Here is a 17,915-nt window from a genome sequence, read left to right as displayed (position 1 = left end):
CGGTATGCAAGGTTTTCCTGACGCAACGCGATAGCTGATTTACGACGGCTACGCCGCCGAACGCAGCCTCGCAGGCTCGGCAGCTGCTACATAAATCCTCGTCAGTCTATCGTCGCCATCGCCATTAGTTTAGAAAAATCTGAACTAAGTATTTGCCCGTAGCGATTCTTCCCGGCCACTACATTTCGCAGAATCGGCCCACAGCGGTGCCCGTCTCTCCCCGAGCGGCTTACCTGCATAAATAAAACAACGACGATGAGGCCTTACCCGTGGACAAGATTCTTCACCAACCACTGGGCGGCAATGAAATGCCGCGCTTCGGCGGCATCGCCACCATGCTGCGACTCCCCCATTTGCCATCCGCTGCCGGCCTGGACGCTGCCTTTATCGGTATCCCGCTGGACATCGGCACGTCCCTGCGCCCCGGCACCCGCTTCGGGCCGCGTGAAATCCGCGCTGAATCGGTGATGATCCGCCCGTACAACATGGCCACCGGCGCTGCGCCGTTCGACTCGCTGTCGGTTGCCGACATCGGTGACGTGGCGATCAACACCTTCAATCTGCTGGACGCCGTGCGGATCATCGAAGAGGCCTACGACAATATCCTCGAACACGATGTGATCCCCCTGACCCTGGGCGGCGACCACACCATCACCTTGCCGATCCTGCGTGCCATCCATAAAAAGCACGGCAAGGTCGGCCTGGTGCACATCGACGCTCACGCCGATGTAAACGATCACATGTTCGGCGAGAAAATCGCCCACGGCACCACCTTCCGTCGCGCTGTAGAAGAAGGTCTTCTGGATTGCGACCGCGTAGTGCAAATTGGCCTGCGGGCTCAGGGTTACACCGCTGATGACTTCAACTGGAGCCGCAATCAAGGCTTCCGTGTGGTTCAGGCTGAAGAATGCTGGCACAAATCCCTGGCGCCGCTGATGGCCGAAGTTCGCGAGAAAGTCGGCGACGGTCCGGTGTACCTGAGTTTCGATATCGACGGCATCGATCCGGCCTGGGCACCTGGTACCGGCACCCCGGAAATCGGCGGTCTGACGACCATTCAGGCGATTGAAATCGTGCGCGGCTGCCAAGGCCTCGACCTGGTCGGCTGCGATTTGGTAGAAGTCTCGCCAGCGTACGACACCACCGGCAACACCTCGCTGCTGGGCGCCAATCTGTTGTACGAAATGCTCTGCGTACTACCAGGCGTGGTCCATCGCTGAGGATCGGTCATGAACGAACGTGATCAGGTACTCAATGCTGCCGCCGATCTGGTGTCGGCCTTTGCCCGAAACGATCGCGAAGCCTACTTCGGCGCATTCAGCGTTGATGCCAGCTTCGTGTTCTACACCCTCGAGCAACCCCTGCTGTCGCGCGATGCCTACCAGGCATTGTGGGACAGCTGGCGTGCCGAGGACGGCTTCGAGGTGCTGTCGTGCATCTCGAGCAACGCCTTCGTCAGCCTGCAGGGTGACGTGGCGATTTTCATCCATGACGTGGCCACCGAGCTGCGCATGCAAGGGGAGCAACACTTCAGCCAGGAACGCGAGACGATTGTTTTCAAGAAACAGGCGTCTGGCCAAGAACAACAAGGCCTATGGCTGGCCTGCCACGAACATTTGTCCGCAATGCCGGAAGGGCTGCCAACCCCTTAGCCAAACAGGTGACGCTCACACACGATGAGCGCGCCTTTATGATCGGAGCAGATCATGAATAACAACAACAAAGACCAAAGCCTTACGCACATTGAAACCTACGGGGTCGAGCAGATCCCGGACAACGAACGCACCGCAGGCCCGACGGACTTGTTCCGGATGATCTTCGGCGGTTCCAACACCTTCGCCACCGCCGTGCTCGGCAGTTTCCCGGTACTGTTCGGCCTGTCTTTTCAGGCGGGCGTCTGGGCGATTGTGCTGGGCGTGTTGCTGGGCTCGCTGATCCTTGCACCGATGGGCCTGTTCGGGCCGATCAATGGCACCAACAACGCCGTGTCGTCCGGTGCGCACTTCGGCGTGCACGGGCGAATCGTCGGTTCGTTCCTGTCGCTGCTGACCGCCATCGCCTTCTTCTCGCTCTCGGTATGGAGCTCGGGTGATGCGTTGATCGGCGGTGCGAAACGCCTGATCGGCCTGCCGGAAACCGACCTGACCCTGGGCCTGGCCTACGGTCTGTTCGCGATCCTGGTGCTGACAGTGTGCATCTACGGCTTCCGCTTCCTGCTGTGGGTCAACAAGATCGCCGTGTGGAGCGCCAGCCTCTTGTTCCTGCTGGGCGTCTTCGCCTTCGCCGGTCCTTTTGATGTGAACTACGCCGGCAGCGTCAGCATGGGGCAACCGGGTTTCTGGGCGGCGTTCATCGGCGCTGCACTGGTAGCGATGAGCAACCCGATTTCCTTCGGAGCGTTCCTCGGCGACTGGTCGCGCTACATCCCGCGTGACACCTCCAAGCGCCGGATCATGGCCGCCGTAGTGATCTCGCAGATCGCCACCTTCATCCCGTTCCTGTTCGGCCTCGCCACCGCCACCATCGTGGCGATCAAGGCGCCGGACTACATCGCGGCCAACAACTACGTCGGCGGCCTGCTGGCGGTATCGCCGAGCTGGTTCTTCCTGCCGGTGTGCCTGATTGCGGTGATCGGCGGCATGTCCACCGGCACCACGTCGCTGTATGGCACCGGGCTGGACATGTCCAGCGTGTTTCCACGGGTGCTGTCGCGGGTCAAGGCCACGCTGCTGATCGGCGTGATGTCGATTGCCTTCATCTTCATCGGGCGCTTTGCGGCGAACCTGGTGCAGAGCGTGTCGACCTTCGCCGTGCTGATCATCACCTGCACCACTCCGTGGATGGTGATCATGATCATCGGCCTGCTGGTGCGTCGCGGCTTCTACTGCCCGGATGACCTGCAAGTGTTCACCCGTGGCGAAAAAGGTGGCCGCTACTGGTTCACCCACGGCTGGAACTGGCGTGGCCTGGGGGCCTGGATCCCGAGTGCAGCGGTCGGTTTGTGCTTCGTGAACCTGCCGGGGCAGTTCGTGGGCGTACTGGGCGATCTGGCGGGCGGCATCGACATCAGCCTGCCGGTCACCCTCGGCCTGGCGTCTCTGGTGTACCTGACGTTGCTGAGCCTGTTCCCTGAATCGGCCACGGTGTTCGGCCCCAACGATGCACGCAGCAAGGGCACGGATTCGCTCGGTAAACCGGCGATGCGACAAGCCGCCTGATTCAACGCATTACCTATGGTCAACGCATCACCTGTAGGAGCGAGCGATGCGGCGATCCGACTTGCCCGCGAAGAACGATAACGCGGTCTGCCTGATAGACCGTGGCGCTCCCTTCGCGGGCAAGCCTCGCTCCCACAGGAAATGATGTTCCCCACAGGGATTGATTTTCGCCTCACCATAAAAAAGACAATCGGAGACACGCCATCATGGCTTTGGATTTATTCGTCGTACTCATCTACGCCGCCGCGATGCTGATGCTCGGCTATTACGGCATGCGCAAGGCCAAGACCAACGAAGACTTTTTGGTCGCCGGTCGCAACCTCGGCCCGAGCATGTACATGGGCACCATGGCCGCCACCGTTCTGGGCGGCGCGTCCACCGTCGGCACCGTGCGCCTGGGTTACGTCCATGGCATCTCCGGTTTCTGGCTGTGCGCGGCACTCGGCTGCGGGATCGTGGCGCTGAACCTGTTCCTCGCCAAACCGCTGCTGAAACTGAAAATCTACACCGTTACCCAAGTGCTGGAAAAACGCTACAACCCGATGGCCCGCTCCGCGAGCGCGGTGATCATGCTGGCGTATGCGCTGATGATCGGCGTAGTTTCGATCCTGGCAATCGGCACCGTGCTGCAAGTGCTGTTCGGCCTGCCGTTCTGGGTCTCGGTATTGCTCGGCGGTGGCGTGGTTGTGATCTACTCTGCGATCGGCGGCATGTGGTCCCTGACCCTGACCGACATCGTCCAGTTCGTGATCAAGACCGTGGGCCTGATGTTCATCCTGTTGCCAATCTGCCTGTACCGCGTTGGCGGCTGGGATGAATTGGTGTTGAAACTGCCGGCCACTGCCTTCAGCTTCACCACGATTGGCTGGGACACCATCATCACCTACTTCATGATCTACTTCTTCGGGATCCTGATCGGCCAAGACATCTGGCAGCGTGTGTTCACCGTCAAGAGCGCCAAAGTGGCTCAAGTCGCCGGTACCTTCGCAGGCTTCTACTGCATCCTTTACGGCCTGGCCTGCGCCCTGATCGGCATGGCCGCTCACGTGCTGATCCCGGACCTGGACAACGTCAACAACGCTTTCGCCGCCATCGTCAAACTGTCCCTGCCGGACGGTATCCGTGGTCTGGTGATCGCCGCGGCGCTGGCGGCCATGATGTCCACCGCCAGCGCCGGCCTGCTCGCCGCTGCCACCACACTGACCGAAGACCTGCTGCCGAAACTGCGTGGAGGCAAACAGTCGAGCCTGGGCATGAACCGCCTGTTCACCCTGTTGACCGGCATCGTCGTACTCGGCATCGCTCTGGTCGTACATGACGTGATCAGCGCTCTGACCCTGGCCTACAACCTGTTGGTGGGCGGCATGCTGATCCCGCTGATCGGTGCGATCTTCTGGAAACGCGCAACCACCGCCGGCGCCATCGCCAGCATGGGCCTGGGCTTTGCCACTGCACTGTTGTTCATGATCAAGGACGGTATGGACGCCAACACCCCGATCTACTACAGCCTCGGCGTGGGCCTGGTGAGTTTCGTGGTGGTCAGCCTGCTGTCCCGCCGCCCGGCCGTGGTGGCGAGCGCTGCCTAAGATTTCCATAACGACTTGATGCTTTCTTCGACGGGTGTGGCACGGGCGTGTCCTCCCTTATTTCCTGCGCCGCGCAGGAAATAAGGGAGGACGCGCCCACTTGCCACACCCGTTTTTTTCGTCTGAAGGAAACTGTTTATGAAGATCGTCAGCCGTGATCAGTGGTTCGAGGTGATTGACGAGTGGCAGCGCCGACACGCCTGAAGCCTGCTGTACTCAGCTTCAGGGACCTCATAACGTTCTCGAAGAAGGACCTCATGACAAGAGCCGCCGTTCGTGCCGCCGTGCATCATCGCATTCGCCGCCTGCTGGAAAATCAGGATGACTTCGACGACAACACCAGCCTGGTGCAATTGGGGTTGGATAAAGAGGATATTGAAGAGTTGATCTTCCGTCTGGAGGATCAGTTGGGATTGACGGCGTTCACCGCCGAAGAAGACCGGATGCTCAAGACTGCCAGGACGGCGAATGATTTGATCCGGTTTTTGATTGAGATCGGGCGGTATTGAGTTCACACGAACCCATGTAGCAGCTGCCGCAGGCTGCGTTCGGCGGCGAAGCCGTCGCAAAATCGGAACACGCGGTTCGCAGCTGACCCTACCTACGACTGCTGCGCAGCCGAACGCAGCCTTCGGCAGCTGCTACAAAGGCTGCGTCGCGTTTTACCGGCGGCGCTGCTGGCGGCGACGTTGTTCGTCGTCAGTGCGAATTGGCACCGGTTGTAGAGGCGGTTCAATCAAACCGAGTGCGACACCCAGGTCATGCAGCCAGTTTTGGATTTTCTCTTTCATGATGCCCCCCTTCAGGGTCGTGCCGAGCGGCCGAAGTTCTGTAGCCCCTTCGCACTGATAATAGTCCGAAGTCCTACGCAATGCTCGCTCAAGATCGCAATGATCTGTTACTAAATTGATCCAAATTCTTGGACGTTGGTTCAAGCAATTGCCTGGGCCTGAATCGCTGCCGACGGATACACCGCCTGCTGCTGCTCGATCCACGCATTCAGATTGGCCCCGACCATGCCTTTGCGCCACATCAGCCAGGTGGTCGCGCTGGCGAACGGCTCGGCCAGCGGGTGCACCGCCACGCTTTCGCGCCCCGGCAGGCTGGCGAGCATCGACTCCGACATCAGTGCCACGCCAGAGCCGGCAATCACGCAGGCCAGCATTCCCGGATAAGACTCGATCTCCATGGCCCGGCCCATCGCCGCATGGTCATGGGCAAACCAGGCTTCCAGGCGCATCCGGTAGGAGCAGCCCTGGCGAAACGTGAACACCGAACGCCCTTCGACATCCAGCGCACTGCGCACCGGCGGATGATCGGCCTCGCTGATCAACACCAACCGTTCGTCGCACAACGGCACGCCGTCGAGCCCGGCCAGTTCCAGCGGGCCGTCCACCAGCGCCGCATCGAGGCGCCCGGTGAGCAGCCCTTCAAGCAATTCGCCGCTGGGCCCCGACTGCACTTGCAGGTTCACCGCCGGGTAGCGCCGGTGATAACGCGCCAACAACTCTGGCAAGTGAATCGCGGCGGTGCTGTACATAGTGCCCAGTACAAAATCCCCGGCTGGTTGCCCGCCCTGCACCGCCGCGTGGGCTTCGTCGTGCAAGGCGAACAGCTTGGCGGTGTAGTCCAGCAGGACTTTTCCCGCAGGTGACAACTGCAAACGCTGACGCTCGCGTACGAACAATTCGACACCGAGTTGCTCTTCGAGCTGTTTAAGCCGAGTCGACAGGTTGGAGGGCACGCGATGCAGGCGTTCAGCCGCACGGGTGATGGAGCCCTCCTCCGCCACCGCCTGGAAAATCCGCAATTGGCTGAATTCCACGCCATTCTCCAAATCAGAACAAGTTTCTCACTATTATTCATTTTTAAAGAAAGTCAATCAGTCCTAGCCTGACGGTCATTGATCCTCGAAACGGAACTCAGACCATGTCCCCTCTGATTCGCTTAACCGCCAGCTTTATTGCATTGATGATGGCCATGGGCATCGGGCGTTTCGCCCTCACCCCGCAACTGCCGCACTTGCTCAGCGAGGGTCAGATCGACCTGACCGCCGCCGGTCTGATTGCCGCCGCCAACTACCTCGGCTACTTCGTCGGCGCGGTGGACGCGATGTTCGCCCGTCGTCCCGATCAGGTTCGCAGGCGCCTGCTCGGCGGTTTGTGGTTGTGTGTGCTGCTGACCCTGGCCTCGTTCTGGGCCAACGGATTCTTGTCGCATCTGGCGCTGCGCTTCGGCACGGGTGTGGCCAGCGCCTGGGTACTGGTGATGATTACCGCGTTGAGCCAACCGCTGGCAGCGGCGGCCGGTCGTCCGCGGCTCGGCGCCCTGGTGTTTGCCGGACCGGGTCTGGGGATTTTTCTGACAGGGTTGTTGGCCTTGGGCTCGAACCTGCTGGGTCAGACGTCCGCGACCTTGTGGTTGGTATATGCCGCTGTCGGGCTGGTGATGCTGCTGGGGATTCTGCCGTTCCTGCCGCAACCGGTTGCCCCTTCTACAGCGACACCGCTTGCCACCACGTCGGCCGCCCAAGGCGTCGGACGTTTGCCGGTGATCTATGGGTTGTACGGTTTGGGCTACATTATCCCGGCCACTTTCCTCTCACAAATGGCCAGCGCGCAGTTCCATGGGCAATGGCAAGCCGATCTGTTCTGGCCGTGCTTTGGTCTGGCGGCGGCGACCGGGGTCATGTTGGTGAGCCTGCGTCGGCACAACCCGAACGCAACTCGTCATTGGCTGATGGCGACGCTATGGCTACAGGCCGCCGGTGTGTTTGCTTGCCTGTTGGGCAGCGGTGCCGGCCTGGCGCTGGGGGTGATCCTGTGTGGCGGGCCGTTCCTGGCCTGTATGCAACTGGTGATGCAGCGCTCCCGGGAACTGGCGCCCCACGCCACCCAGCGCAACGCCGGGCTGCTGACCGCGTGCTTCGCCGTGGGTCAGCTCAGCGGGCCGTTACTGGCCGCGTTGAGCAGCCATTTCAGCGGTGGCTTGCAACCCGCGCTGGTGATCGCCGGCGGCGGTTTTATCATTGCCGCAGGCTTGTTGCTGCGCCCGGTCAGGGTTGCCCAAGTGCTTTGCGCAAACGACGGCGCACCCACTGCTCTGCGCTCACAAAAGTGATCCCGAGCAAAACCAGCACCGCACCGATCACAAAGTTCAGGCTCAGCTCTTCGCCCAGCAACACCACGCCGAACGTGACGCCGAACAACGGCGTCATGAACGAAAACACCGCGAGGTTCGCCGCCAGATAACGGCGCAGCAACCAGAACCACGTCAGGTAACTGAAGAACGACACCACCAATCCCTGAAACAGCACGCTGGCCACCGCCACCGTGGTCAGGCTGACATGGGTGACCTGACCGCTGAGGATCGCGATCAGCAGCAGGCCGACGAAGCCGACGATCAGTTGATAAAACAACGTCAGGGTCACTGGCGCTTCCGACAGACGCGAGGCGCGCACCACCACAGTGGTCGCGCCCCACGACGCGCCGGCCAGCACACCCAGGGCATCGCCCATCAACATGCGGTGGTCGAGGTTGTCCCAGGACACACCACCGGCAAACGCAATGGCAATACCGACGAAGGCGAGAAAAATCCCCAGCCACTGCACCGGTCTTAAACGCTCACTCGGCAGCAGCCAATGCACGCCCAACGCGGTAAAGATCGGCGCGGTGTAGAGAAACACCGACATGTGCGCCGCCGTGGTCAGTTGCAGACCTTCGGCAATGAAGAAGAACTCCAGGCCAAACAGCGCGCCAGCCAGCAAACCGCCGCGCCAGGTAGCGCCGACCTGATCCCAACCACCCTTCCAGCAGATCAACAATCCTACGAGCAAGGCGGAAATACCCGACCGCCCCGCCGCCTGCATGACCGGTGCGATGTCGGGCGCCGCCCATTTGATCATCACCTGCTGCACACCCCAGATCAGGCACAGCCCGACCATCACTTGCAGGGCAAACCCATCGGCGCTACGCCGGGTGGCGCTCACCGGAACACCTCGACAACACAATCCATGGCAGTGACTCGACAGTAATAGCAAAGCCCCGGCCTTCATGCTGAACAGAGGGCGCCGGGGCGAAAAATTATGCTGTCGATTATTAACCAGACGGACAGAAAAAGGTGCCTGCAAAAGACCTTTAAATCGCCGCTTGCGTCATCCCGCCATAGCCAGCGCCGCCGATTGTTGTGCCTGCTCGCGCCTGGCCAGTGCGAAGTACAGGACGCCGCCGAGGAAGCAGCCGGTGAACCAGGCGAAGTTGGCCATCGGCTGCAACACCGGGATGAAAGTGATCGCAACGCCCATCAGGGTGGCAGGAATCAACGCCTTGACCGCCGTCCAGTTGATCCCGCCGCTGTAGTAATAACGCCCGCTCGGGCCGTCATTGAACAGCGCATCGACGTCGATCTGCTGCTTTTTGATCAGGTAGTAATCCACCAGCAGAATCCCGAACAGCGGGCCGATGAACGCCGCCAGCACATCGAGGGTGTAATGAATCACTTCGGGGTTGTTGAACAGGTTCCACGGGGTAATGAAGATCGATGCCACGGCGGCGATCATGCCACCCGCACGCCAACTGATTTTGCTCGGGGCGACGTTGGCGAAGTCGAACGCCGGGGATACGAAGTTGGCGACGATGTTGATGCCGATGGTCGCGGTGACGAAGGCAAAGGCGCCGAGCAGTACCGCCACGCTGTTGTCGATGCGCGCCACAGTAGCGATCGGGTCGTGAAGCATCTCACCGAACACCGGCAAGGTGCCGGAAACGATCACCACGGTCACCAGCGAGAACGCCAGAAAGTTTACCGGCAGCCCCCAGAAATTGCCGCGACGCACGTCATTCATGCTGCGGCAGTAGCGACTGAAATCACCGAAGTTCAGGGTCGGACCGGAAAAGTACGACACCACCAATGCCGTTGCCACGATCACCTGGCCGAAAGCTTCCCAGCCAGACAGGGATTTTTCCGCCAAGGTGAAGCTGATATTGCTCCAGCCAGCCTGCCAAACGATCCAGCCGGCGAGCAGGAACATCACGCCGTACACCACGGGGCCGGCCCAGTCGATGAAGCGGCGGATCGACTCCATGCCGGTCCAGAACACCAGCGCCTGGACGAACCACAGGCTGAGGAAGCCGAACCAGCCGAGGTAGGACAAACCGGCAAAGTGCGGCTCGGCGTAGGTCGCCATCGCAGGAAAAAACCGTAGCACGACGATGATTAGTGCACTGGACGCCAGGTACGTCTGAATCCCGTACCAGGCCACCGCAATCAGGCCGCGGATGACCGCAGGAATATTCGCCCCGAACACCCCGAACGCCAGTCGGCAGATCACCGGGTATGGCACCGCCGCTTGCTGACTCGGCTTGGCCACCAGGTTGGCGATCAACTGCACGATGCAAATCCCGCCGAGCAAGGCAATCAACACCTGCCAACTGGCCAGCCCAAGCGCAAACAGGCTGGCGGCGAACACATAGCCGCCGACGCTATGCACGTCGCTCATCCAGAAGGCGAAGATGTTGTACCAATTCCATTTCTGCGGCAGCGGCCCCAGGTCCTGGTTATACAGGCGTGGGCTGTAGCCATTGGGCAATTGTTCGGTCATCGCGGGGCTCCTCGAAAGTACAGACGCGGCCCCCGAGATTGATGCGGCGACCACACTGCGTACGGGAGCTGGCATGGTTTGTATACGAGTTGCTACGCAGAATGCGTGCCATACGATCTAAAGGTGTGACAAATCTGGCTTTCGACCCTGTTCAGAGCACAGCCTTCAAGTCGTAGAGGGGGTGATAATGCCCATGAACAGGGCGTCCGCGCCTGCAAACGGTGCAGGGCGTTATGTATACAAAGAAATGAGTGATTGCTGCGCAGTCGATCGCGAGCAGGCTCGCTCGCACATGAGATTCGTCGTAGGAGCTGCCGAAGGCTCGGGCCGCGGCAGCTCCTACAGGGGCCGGCGTAAGATCAGCTGAGTTCGATACGATCAGCGTGAATGACGATCTGGCCGTTCTTGTACAACGCACCGATGGCCTTTTTGAAGTTGCCCTTGCTGACGCCGAACATACTGCTGATCAGTGTCGGGTCGCTCTTGTCGCTGACTGGCAGGGTGCCGTTGTTGTCGCGCAACTTGGCGAGAATCTTCGAGTTCAGACTGGTGGCGGCGGCTTCGCCCACCGGTTGCAGGCTCAGGCTGATCTTGCCGTCGGCACGGACTTCTTTGATAAAGCCCTTCTCTTCTTTACCGGCGCGCATGAACTTGAAGATTTCGTTCTTGTGGATCAGGCCCCAGTGCTTGTTGTTGATGATTGCCTTGAAGCCCATATCGGTCGCTTCGGCCACCAGCAAATCAACTTCCTGGCCTGGGGTGTAGTTGGCCGGCGTCTTGTCCAGGTAACGGTCCAGACGCGCCGTCGCGGTGATGCGCCGGGTGTGTTTGTCGAGGTAGACGTGCACCACGACATACTCGCCGGCGGTCATCTGGCGCTTTTCTTCGGAATACGGCAGCAGCAGATCCTTCGGCAACCCCCAATCCAGGAACACGCCGATGCTGTTGACTTCAACGACTTTCAAACTGGCGAATTCACCGACCTGAACTTTCGGTTTTTCGGTGGTGGCGATAAGTTTGTCGTCACTGTCCAGATAAATAAAAACGTTGAGCCAATCTTCATCTTCGCTGGGAATATCTTTGGGGATATAACGATTAGGCAGAAGGATTTCGCCATCCGCCCCACCGTCCAGATATAAACCGAAGTTAGTGTGTTTAACCACTTGCAAACTGTTGTAGCGCCCGACTAAAGCCATGTCCAATACCCTCATTGCGTGGGCGGCATTCTACCCGGTTTTGCGGGCAGCGTTCGGCGGCCAGCCCGGTGGTGTGAGAAAATCCGCGGCAGGCCTTAATTTTCCTGGGGTTTGCCGCGTACGCGTGGCCACTCGTCAGGCCGTTCGGGTGGTCCGCGCCCTGATCAGCCCATCCGGAAAACGCTATTTCTCGAGTGAGGTTTTTAGTTAAAACAGCAGCTTAGGGGAACATTCGAAATAATAACTTGCGATACCCCATGCACCTGCCCCGTGTATTTCAGGAGGATATTTACCAAGCAATTGTCAAGTATTTCCTGTACGATGCCTGGCCAAGTTAATTTCTACAGGTTAATGGCCGCCATGCGCGTAAAAGCATCCAACAGCAAAGCAAAGCCAGCTCCAGCCGTTGAAACCAGCGAGTCGATCAACGACCAGATCGCTGCATTCCTCAAGTCCGGTGGCGAGATCCAGCAAATTGCCAAAGGCGTCAGCGGCCAGACGTTCGGCCCGTCCAAGCAGATCACGCTGGGCAAAAAGTAATTCCCCCGCTTTAACTGGTCCCTAAGCGCTTTGAGCTTCGAAGCGCCTGGACTGGAACCCTCCAGCAATACCCCCATACAACAAATCAAAACTTCAACAAGTTCGGTCGCCCATGCGCAAGTGACCTGGACTTGATCTACAGTGACTCAAGCCTCAGCGGCAGCAATTGCTCCGCCTATTCCGGCCACAATAGCGAGTGCGATGGCCTGGTCACCCCCAAGGCCGTACGCGCCTTCTATTAATCGGCTGAACTGCCGGGCTCGTCCCGCGATCACATAAGAGAACCCAATAAGAAGCCAGGTCTTCGCAAGGATTCGCCATGTCGCACTGGTTGAAACAGATCGGCGTCATCATCACCCTCAGTCTCACCGTTGCCGCGTGCAGCCGCGTGGGCCTGGCTTACCGCAACCTCGACGTGATCATTCCCTGGACGCTCAGCGAATACCTGGACATGAACCGCGAGCAAAAGGACTGGTTCAACGAGCGCCTCAAGGAACACCTGATCTGGCACTGCACCACGCAACTGCCCGGCTACCTCGACTGGCTTGATCGTTTACAGGCCATGGTCGTGAACAACCAAATCACCGACGCCGCACTGCAAACCCGCACCCAGGAAGCCAAACAGGCCATCGCCGAAACCGCCCGGGAAATCACCCCGTCGGCCATCGAGCTGTTGCAGGGGCTGGATGACAAGCAAGTCGCGGAAATGAACGACGCCTTCGCCAAGGACCAGCGCAAACGCCAGGAGGAATACCTCAAGCCGTCTCTCGAACTACAGATCAAAGAGCGGAGCAAGCGCATGGAAAAACGCCTGAATGACTGGCTCGGCCCGCTCACTCCAACCCAACAGCAACGGGTATTGGCGTGGGCGAATGCCCTGGGTGACAAGAACAAACAATGGGCGGCCAACCGCGCCCATTGGCAACAGCAATTCAGCGCGGCAGTTGCACAACGGCAGAGTCCGGATTTCCCACAGAAAATCGAGACACTTCTGGTGAATCGCGAGCGTTTATGGACGCCTGAATATCGTGAGGCCTACACCAACGCTGAAACCCAGGCTCGGGCCTTGCTGGTGGACTTGATGGCCGAGAGCACGCCGGTTCAGCGTGAACAGTTGCTGAAGAAGATTGAAGGGGTGCGCAAGGACTTCACTGATTTGAAATGCCTGAAAGCGGCGCGGCAGGATTAAACGGACAACCACAATCCAATGAGGGAGCGGGCTTGCCCGCCCCCTCAGGGGGTAAACGCGATCGTCAGGCAATCTGCGCCCTCGACGCCACTTCATCAAACGTCAATTCATCCAGCGCATCTTCCTGCCCATCCAGCACCTGGCGCGGATGCTCATTCCCCGGAATGCTGCTATCAATCAAGCTCAACAAACTCGAGCCCCGAAGCGTCAAGATGTAGTTTGCGCCATTACCGCCCTGGTCCTCCGGGCGAGGCTCGATATAACCCCTTAGCAACAGTAACTTTTCGTACTCACCAGCGACCGTTTTCAGGTAATCCAGGTTCTCAATCGCCTCACCCGCAGCGGCTTTCTCCGCCGCATACTGCTCGGCATAGGGCCGTGGAGTGAAACTGTGGCCGGCACTGTTCTGCGCTTCATGCAGCAAGCGCTCCATCAAATCCCAGTTATAAGTCGTCATCCTGTTCAACCTCCAAGCCCGAGAGTGAAATGGCCTTCATAGGTTGTGACCGACAGGGAGGGCAGCCGTTCAGGCGAGGTATTTCGCCTTACCGACCGGCGGCCTGTCGATTTGAGCGCAGGCCAAACGACTAGGCTGTGTAAGACGGTTTACCCCTCTGCGCGGATCGACTTTCGCCACAGCAAGCAGGAGAAATCAGCATGAACATTCAGAATCATCCGGTCGTATCCCGGGAAGAATGGCTCGCGACCCGCAAACAACACTTGGCCCACGAAAAAGCCTTCACCAAAGAACGAGACAAACTCAGCGCCGAACGCCGCGCCCTGCCTTGGGTGAAAATCGATAAACCCTACCGCTTCCAAGGCCCCAACGGCGAACTGAGCCTGGCCGATCTGTTCGGCGGCCGCAGCCAGTTGATCGTCTACCACTTCATGTTCGCCGACGGCTGGGACGAAGGCTGCCCCGGCTGCTCGTTCCTCTCCGACCACATCGACGGCGCCAACCAACACCTGGCCCACCACGACATCGCCGTGGTCGCGGTTTCCCACGCACCGTTCGCCGAATTCCAACCGTTCAAACAACGCATGGGCTGGAAATTCGACTGGGTTTCATCTGAAGGCTGCGACTTCAACTACGACTTCGGCGTCTGCGCCCGGGCCGAAGACGTTGCCGCCGGAAAAGCTACCTACAACTACGAAAAAACCGACGGCGCCGAGGAAGAACTCCCTGGGCTCAGCGTGTTTTATCGCAACGAAGTGGGGGAGATTTTCCACACCTATTCCACCTATGCGAGAGGCCTGGACCTGTTGGTCGGCGCCTACAACTACCTCGACCTCACGCCGAAGGGCCGTAATGAAGAGGAAATCATGGAATGGGTGAGGCATCACGATCGGTATGAAGACAAGGCATCAGCTAGTTGCTGCCATGGGGGATAGACCGCAACCTACACCGCTATCGCGAGCAAATTCCCACAGGAGGTAAGTGGCGCGTGCGGGATGGTTGTGATTTGATGGATGTGATTGGTCGGCGGTTGCGGGCGCAGGCTGCGGAGTGAATAAAACGGGCGACCTGTAGGTCGCCCGTTTTATATGGTTTATACAAAAAACCTGACAGTCTCGGTTCTTCGATTTGTCGTACGACAAAATCGGGGATTTCTCAGGGATAGATTTATTTTTTGGGCAAAGGCAGTAAATAAATTCGTCCCCTTTACGTTCGCTCGAAAAACCTTGGAGAGGCTTGAGCACGCGTGCGAGCCAAGGTATGTCAACAGGCGCAAGTGTTGGGGCAGATTTGCGGGGATCCCTCAGAATCCGTCCCCTTTTCTAATATATCAGTCAAACTTCCCGTTGAAGTCATCGACAGTTTTACCTTTTTCCTTCAGGAGTGACAGCACGAACGGCTCATCCACCTTCAGCAAAAAATCAATAGCATCCGTAATTTTCCAGCGATGCATCGCAGGATTATCAATTATTGAAACAAGATGCTGTTTTATAAGAGGCACGTATTCAAAAAAACTTTCTCGCTCAACAAAATCAAAAACATTGGCTATTTCAAACGACATGTAACCAGACAATATTATTATCTTGGACAAGGGAGCATAAACTTGAGCTCTCGCCTCTTGCGCACGACCACTGTCAGCCGAGTTTGAAAAATACCTGATGACAGTCATCAGTACTTGATGATAGGTATCATCATAACCACGTAACCGATGAGGGTAGGAGCCCTCAATACTTTTGTAATTATCCATGCACTGTTCCAGTGCAAGCAGACCTTCATGCACCCCCCAACTTGTCAGCAACTTGGCAGCCAAAAAGCGTTCCGTGTCATCATCCGTATGAGACAACAAATCCCTTACAGCATTGATTCTTTCCTCAGGAACATCTTCCAAATCAAGGTCTCCGGCGTCAACGGCATAGTCCGCATGATTCGGCACGCTATTCAACAGATCGTAGATTTTACGTTCCATCATCAGCCACGATCTTCTAACCGAATTAATATATGTGGGAAATCTGGGACAGGCCACATTTAAATCGAAGGAGCACTGCTCTCTCTTCAAGAAAAACGTGGTCTGTCCCCGTTTACCAAACCTCCAGCAAATAAATCCGCCCCGTTACGGCCACCCGCCGTCAGTGAAACTCAATGGCATCCAGAATAATTTGCAATTTTACCGGATCAGCAGCACCACCAAAGTAGTACTCATTACCGCCAAAATCTTTGAGATCCTCAGGGGTTCCCTTCCAATAAAGCACATAATAAATCTCATCTAAAACTTCTTCCAAGGCGCCGCCATCTTGAAATGTTGACACGCGAATATAAGGACCATAAACCTCATCCAATTGGACCAAAATTCGCTCACCAGTTTTTGAGTCAATCATCTCATCAGTCCCATTTAATACTATCAAACCATTCCAACTCTGCTTTTGTCGGAGCTCGCTTATCACCTTGCTTATTCACAGCATCGTCAAATTTTACTGGTCTAGTGCGACCTGGAACATAAGGATTGCTCTCAGTCTCTTTAACTCTAGTTCGTGTCATATCAAATTCGGTGCCATCCTTGAATACTATTTTTACACCAGGTTCCCCTGGTTGACCACCTAGGCGGGTTTCATTTTTTGTTGTTCTTGTCGTAATGGTCCCAATCTCTTTCGGTGTAGTTGTCCCCTTTCCAGCTCCTAGACCAGGAATAATTCCAATGCCCATTTTTACAAAATCTGCAGCAACCCTAGTCAGGGCACTACCGTTCGAAGAACTCACATCAGCCGCCATGGCCCCTGCAGAGCTTAGATTCCCTTCCTGTATATGACCTACTAAGTGCGCTGCCCCCCCTTTACCTTCAGTTCTCAGCTGCTCAATCAGCGCAGTCAGTTTCTGATCGTCATCCACCAGACCATGTGCAATTGTTTGACAGATTTGGGGGGATCGCTTGCAAAGCTCTTCACGCTCCGCCTCTCGTTGGCTGTCGAGGGCGGCGTATCGATCTCTTACAGCTCGCTTCTCTTCCTCGGTCTCCTTGCTGTCCATTTCCGCCAGCATTTCTTTCACCTCGCGGTGATAGAGATAGTTGTAGGTAGTGGCATTCCCCGCAATGCTGGCTCCATGCTGAAGATCCCCATCCACTGCCGCAGCGGCCACAAGCCCCGTCAGCTGCGACATCATTACTTGCAACTGATCATTGCCATTCGCAAGACTGATCAGCTGATTCATCATCGCTTCGTTGAGCCCAGCAGCCACTGCGCCGGTGGCAAAATCGCCCCCCATCGCCTTCGATAACAAGCCGCCCATCAACGCATGAGCAACGACTTTCTCAAGACTGCCTTCCGGGAACTTGATCGTAATGTCGCCAATCCAGTTAAACCCGGTCGCCATGGCCACATTGCCAGCTTCGCCCAGCAGCGCCGCACCGAGGTTATCGCCAAAGTTGCCGCCACCAATCGCGGTTGAGATGCTGCTGGAAATCACCGCACGGCCAGCTACTCGTGCCGCAATGTCGGCGAAATTGGTGCTGGTAAGAATGTTCGCGGACTTTGCACCTTCCGCCGCCCCGGCAAACCAATTAGTGTCCGCGTAATCGAGCATGCCCGCAGTGAACCCAGCAATGGCGGCACTTTTCAGGCTGTCAGCGCTAAATGTTTCTTTGAACGCCGCGCCCAGATTGCCTTTGTTGCTGATGGTGCTGGTAACAGCGGTGGTCGCCAGGCTGGTGACAAAAACGCCCCCGGCGCCACCGCCCACCAGACCTAGCCCCGCCGGGCCCATGATGAAAGACATCAAGATGGCAATGGCGATCTTCGCCCCGGCCCCAAGCCCAGAGTTGTCGTACTTGAAGCTCTCGTGAATCTCCTTCACCTGACGCCAGTCGATGTCGCCTCGAGCCTCAGCCTCTTTCATCCAGGCAAGGGCCGGGTCGGCTTTCACCATGGCGTCAATGGTCTGGCTGACGCTTTGCTGGTCGACTTGTTTGATGTCGATGCTGATCTGGCCAGCAGCCTTAATGACCAGCCGACCTTGGGCGACCAGTTCGCTCTGACGCAGGGTTTCATCAGTGCGACCACTGCCTTTGGCCTCGAACCAGGCGAGGTCGCTGTCGCTCTTGGAGTGGTTCTCGTCGTGAAGGTCCTTCACCCCTTCAA

At 57.9% G+C, this 17,915-nt stretch carries 18 protein-coding genes and 1 pseudogene; 10 read left to right on the top strand and 9 right to left on the bottom strand.

What is annotated here, in order from left to right:
- The first annotated feature begins 269 nt into the window (after positions 1 to 269).
- The 5 genes from speB to PMI21_RS00325 all read left to right on the top strand — a co-directional run bounded on the left by speB (position 270) and on the right by PMI21_RS00325 (position 5,313).
- Positions 270 to 1,220 carry an agmatinase gene (gene speB, locus PMI21_RS00305; RefSeq protein WP_007942156.1) on the top strand — a complete coding sequence of 317 codons (951 nt, stop codon included), beginning with the start codon at positions 270 to 272 and terminating at the stop codon, positions 1,218 to 1,220.
- Between the two features lie 9 nt (positions 1,221 to 1,229).
- Positions 1,230 to 1,652 carry a YybH family protein gene (locus tag PMI21_RS00310; RefSeq protein ID WP_007942155.1) on the top strand — a complete coding sequence of 141 codons (423 nt, stop codon included), beginning with the start codon at positions 1,230 to 1,232 and terminating at the stop codon, positions 1,650 to 1,652.
- Between the two features lie 54 nt (positions 1,653 to 1,706).
- The gene (locus PMI21_RS00315) at positions 1,707 to 3,218 is read left to right on the top strand and encodes a purine-cytosine permease family protein (RefSeq protein ID WP_007942154.1); all 1,512 of its coding nucleotides are present in this window, start codon (positions 1,707 to 1,709) and stop codon (positions 3,216 to 3,218) included.
- 206 nt (positions 3,219 to 3,424) lie between these two features.
- Positions 3,425 to 4,804: a sodium:solute symporter gene (locus PMI21_RS00320; protein ID WP_007942152.1), complete on the top strand. Its 1,380-nt coding sequence runs from the start codon at positions 3,425 to 3,427 to the stop codon at positions 4,802 to 4,804.
- 257 nt (positions 4,805 to 5,061) lie between these two features.
- Positions 5,062 to 5,313, top strand: coding sequence for a hypothetical protein (locus PMI21_RS00325; protein WP_007942151.1), 252 nt, complete (start codon positions 5,062 to 5,064; stop codon positions 5,311 to 5,313).
- A gap of 153 nt (positions 5,314 to 5,466) precedes the next feature.
- Here PMI21_RS00325 and PMI21_RS30030 read toward each other — a convergent pair whose 3' ends face one another.
- The gene (locus PMI21_RS30030; RefSeq protein ID WP_007914492.1) at positions 5,467 to 5,595 is read right to left on the bottom strand and encodes a PA1414 family protein; all 129 of its coding nucleotides are present in this window, start codon (positions 5,593 to 5,595) and stop codon (positions 5,467 to 5,469) included.
- 140 nt (positions 5,596 to 5,735) lie between these two features.
- A complete protein-coding gene (gene ptrR, locus PMI21_RS00330; protein ID WP_007942148.1) occupies positions 5,736 to 6,629 on the bottom strand; it encodes a putrescine utilization regulator PtrR in 894 nt (297 codons plus the stop codon).
- Between the two features lie 104 nt (positions 6,630 to 6,733).
- On the opposite strand from ptrR, the gene PMI21_RS00335 reads away from it, so the two are divergent.
- Positions 6,734 to 7,924: an MFS transporter gene (locus PMI21_RS00335; RefSeq protein ID WP_007942147.1), complete on the top strand. Its 1,191-nt coding sequence runs from the start codon at positions 6,734 to 6,736 to the stop codon at positions 7,922 to 7,924.
- Here PMI21_RS00335 and PMI21_RS00340 read toward each other — a convergent pair.
- The 3 genes from PMI21_RS00340 to PMI21_RS00350 all read right to left on the bottom strand — a co-directional run bounded on the left by PMI21_RS00340 (position 7,860) and on the right by PMI21_RS00350 (position 11,599).
- The gene (locus PMI21_RS00340; RefSeq protein ID WP_007942146.1) at positions 7,860 to 8,792 is read right to left on the bottom strand and encodes a DMT family transporter; all 933 of its coding nucleotides are present in this window, start codon (positions 8,790 to 8,792) and stop codon (positions 7,860 to 7,862) included. The genes PMI21_RS00335 and PMI21_RS00340 overlap by 65 nt on opposite strands.
- 165 nt (positions 8,793 to 8,957) lie before the next feature.
- A complete protein-coding gene (locus tag PMI21_RS00345) occupies positions 8,958 to 10,403 on the bottom strand; it encodes an NCS1 family nucleobase:cation symporter-1 (protein WP_007942145.1) in 1,446 nt (481 codons plus the stop codon).
- Between the two features lie 359 nt (positions 10,404 to 10,762).
- Positions 10,763 to 11,599 carry a CvfB family protein gene (locus PMI21_RS00350; protein WP_007942143.1) on the bottom strand — a complete coding sequence of 279 codons (837 nt, stop codon included), beginning with the start codon at positions 11,597 to 11,599 and terminating at the stop codon, positions 10,763 to 10,765.
- Between the two features lie 351 nt (positions 11,600 to 11,950).
- Between PMI21_RS00350 and PMI21_RS00355 the strand changes: the two genes are divergently transcribed.
- The 3 genes and pseudogenes from PMI21_RS00355 to PMI21_RS00360 all read left to right on the top strand — a co-directional run bounded on the left by PMI21_RS00355 (position 11,951) and on the right by PMI21_RS00360 (position 13,328).
- A complete protein-coding gene (locus tag PMI21_RS00355; protein ID WP_030131898.1) occupies positions 11,951 to 12,139 on the top strand; it encodes a hypothetical protein in 189 nt (62 codons plus the stop codon).
- 113 nt (positions 12,140 to 12,252) lie between these two features.
- Positions 12,253 to 12,381, top strand: a pseudogene (locus PMI21_RS30280) (TorF family putative porin); the annotation flags it as partial.
- A gap of 77 nt (positions 12,382 to 12,458) precedes the next feature.
- The gene (locus tag PMI21_RS00360; protein WP_007942140.1) at positions 12,459 to 13,328 is read left to right on the top strand and encodes a DUF6279 family lipoprotein; all 870 of its coding nucleotides are present in this window, start codon (positions 12,459 to 12,461) and stop codon (positions 13,326 to 13,328) included.
- 64 nt (positions 13,329 to 13,392) lie between these two features.
- On the opposite strand, the gene PMI21_RS00365 is transcribed toward PMI21_RS00360, so the two are convergent.
- Positions 13,393 to 13,785, bottom strand: coding sequence for a hypothetical protein (locus tag PMI21_RS00365; RefSeq protein WP_007942139.1), 393 nt, complete (start codon positions 13,783 to 13,785; stop codon positions 13,393 to 13,395).
- A 200-nt stretch (positions 13,786 to 13,985) separates the two neighbouring features.
- On the opposite strand from PMI21_RS00365, the gene PMI21_RS00370 reads away from it, so the two are divergent.
- Positions 13,986 to 14,720, top strand: coding sequence for a DUF899 domain-containing protein (locus PMI21_RS00370; RefSeq protein WP_007942138.1), 735 nt, complete (start codon positions 13,986 to 13,988; stop codon positions 14,718 to 14,720).
- A 395-nt stretch (positions 14,721 to 15,115) separates the two neighbouring features.
- Here PMI21_RS00370 and PMI21_RS00375 read toward each other — a convergent pair whose 3' ends face one another.
- The 3 genes from PMI21_RS00375 to PMI21_RS00385 form a co-directional block, all read right to left on the bottom strand.
- Positions 15,116 to 15,751 carry a hypothetical protein gene (locus PMI21_RS00375; RefSeq protein WP_033064294.1) on the bottom strand — a complete coding sequence of 212 codons (636 nt, stop codon included), beginning with the start codon at positions 15,749 to 15,751 and terminating at the stop codon, positions 15,116 to 15,118.
- 160 nt (positions 15,752 to 15,911) lie between these two features.
- Positions 15,912 to 16,160, bottom strand: coding sequence for a hypothetical protein (locus tag PMI21_RS29615; protein ID WP_007942135.1), 249 nt, complete (start codon positions 16,158 to 16,160; stop codon positions 15,912 to 15,914).
- Between the two features lie 4 nt (positions 16,161 to 16,164).
- Positions 16,165 to 17,915 (bottom strand): DUF637 domain-containing protein (locus tag PMI21_RS00385; protein ID WP_007942134.1); only part of this gene is annotated, 1,751 nt, incomplete at its 5' end.

The organism is Pseudomonas sp. GM18 (genome assembly GCF_000282195.1).
GTDB lineage: Bacteria > Pseudomonadota > Gammaproteobacteria > Pseudomonadales > Pseudomonadaceae > Aquipseudomonas.
Note: the sequence above shows the minus strand (reverse complement) of the source record. Positions and strands in the feature narration are given on the sequence as shown.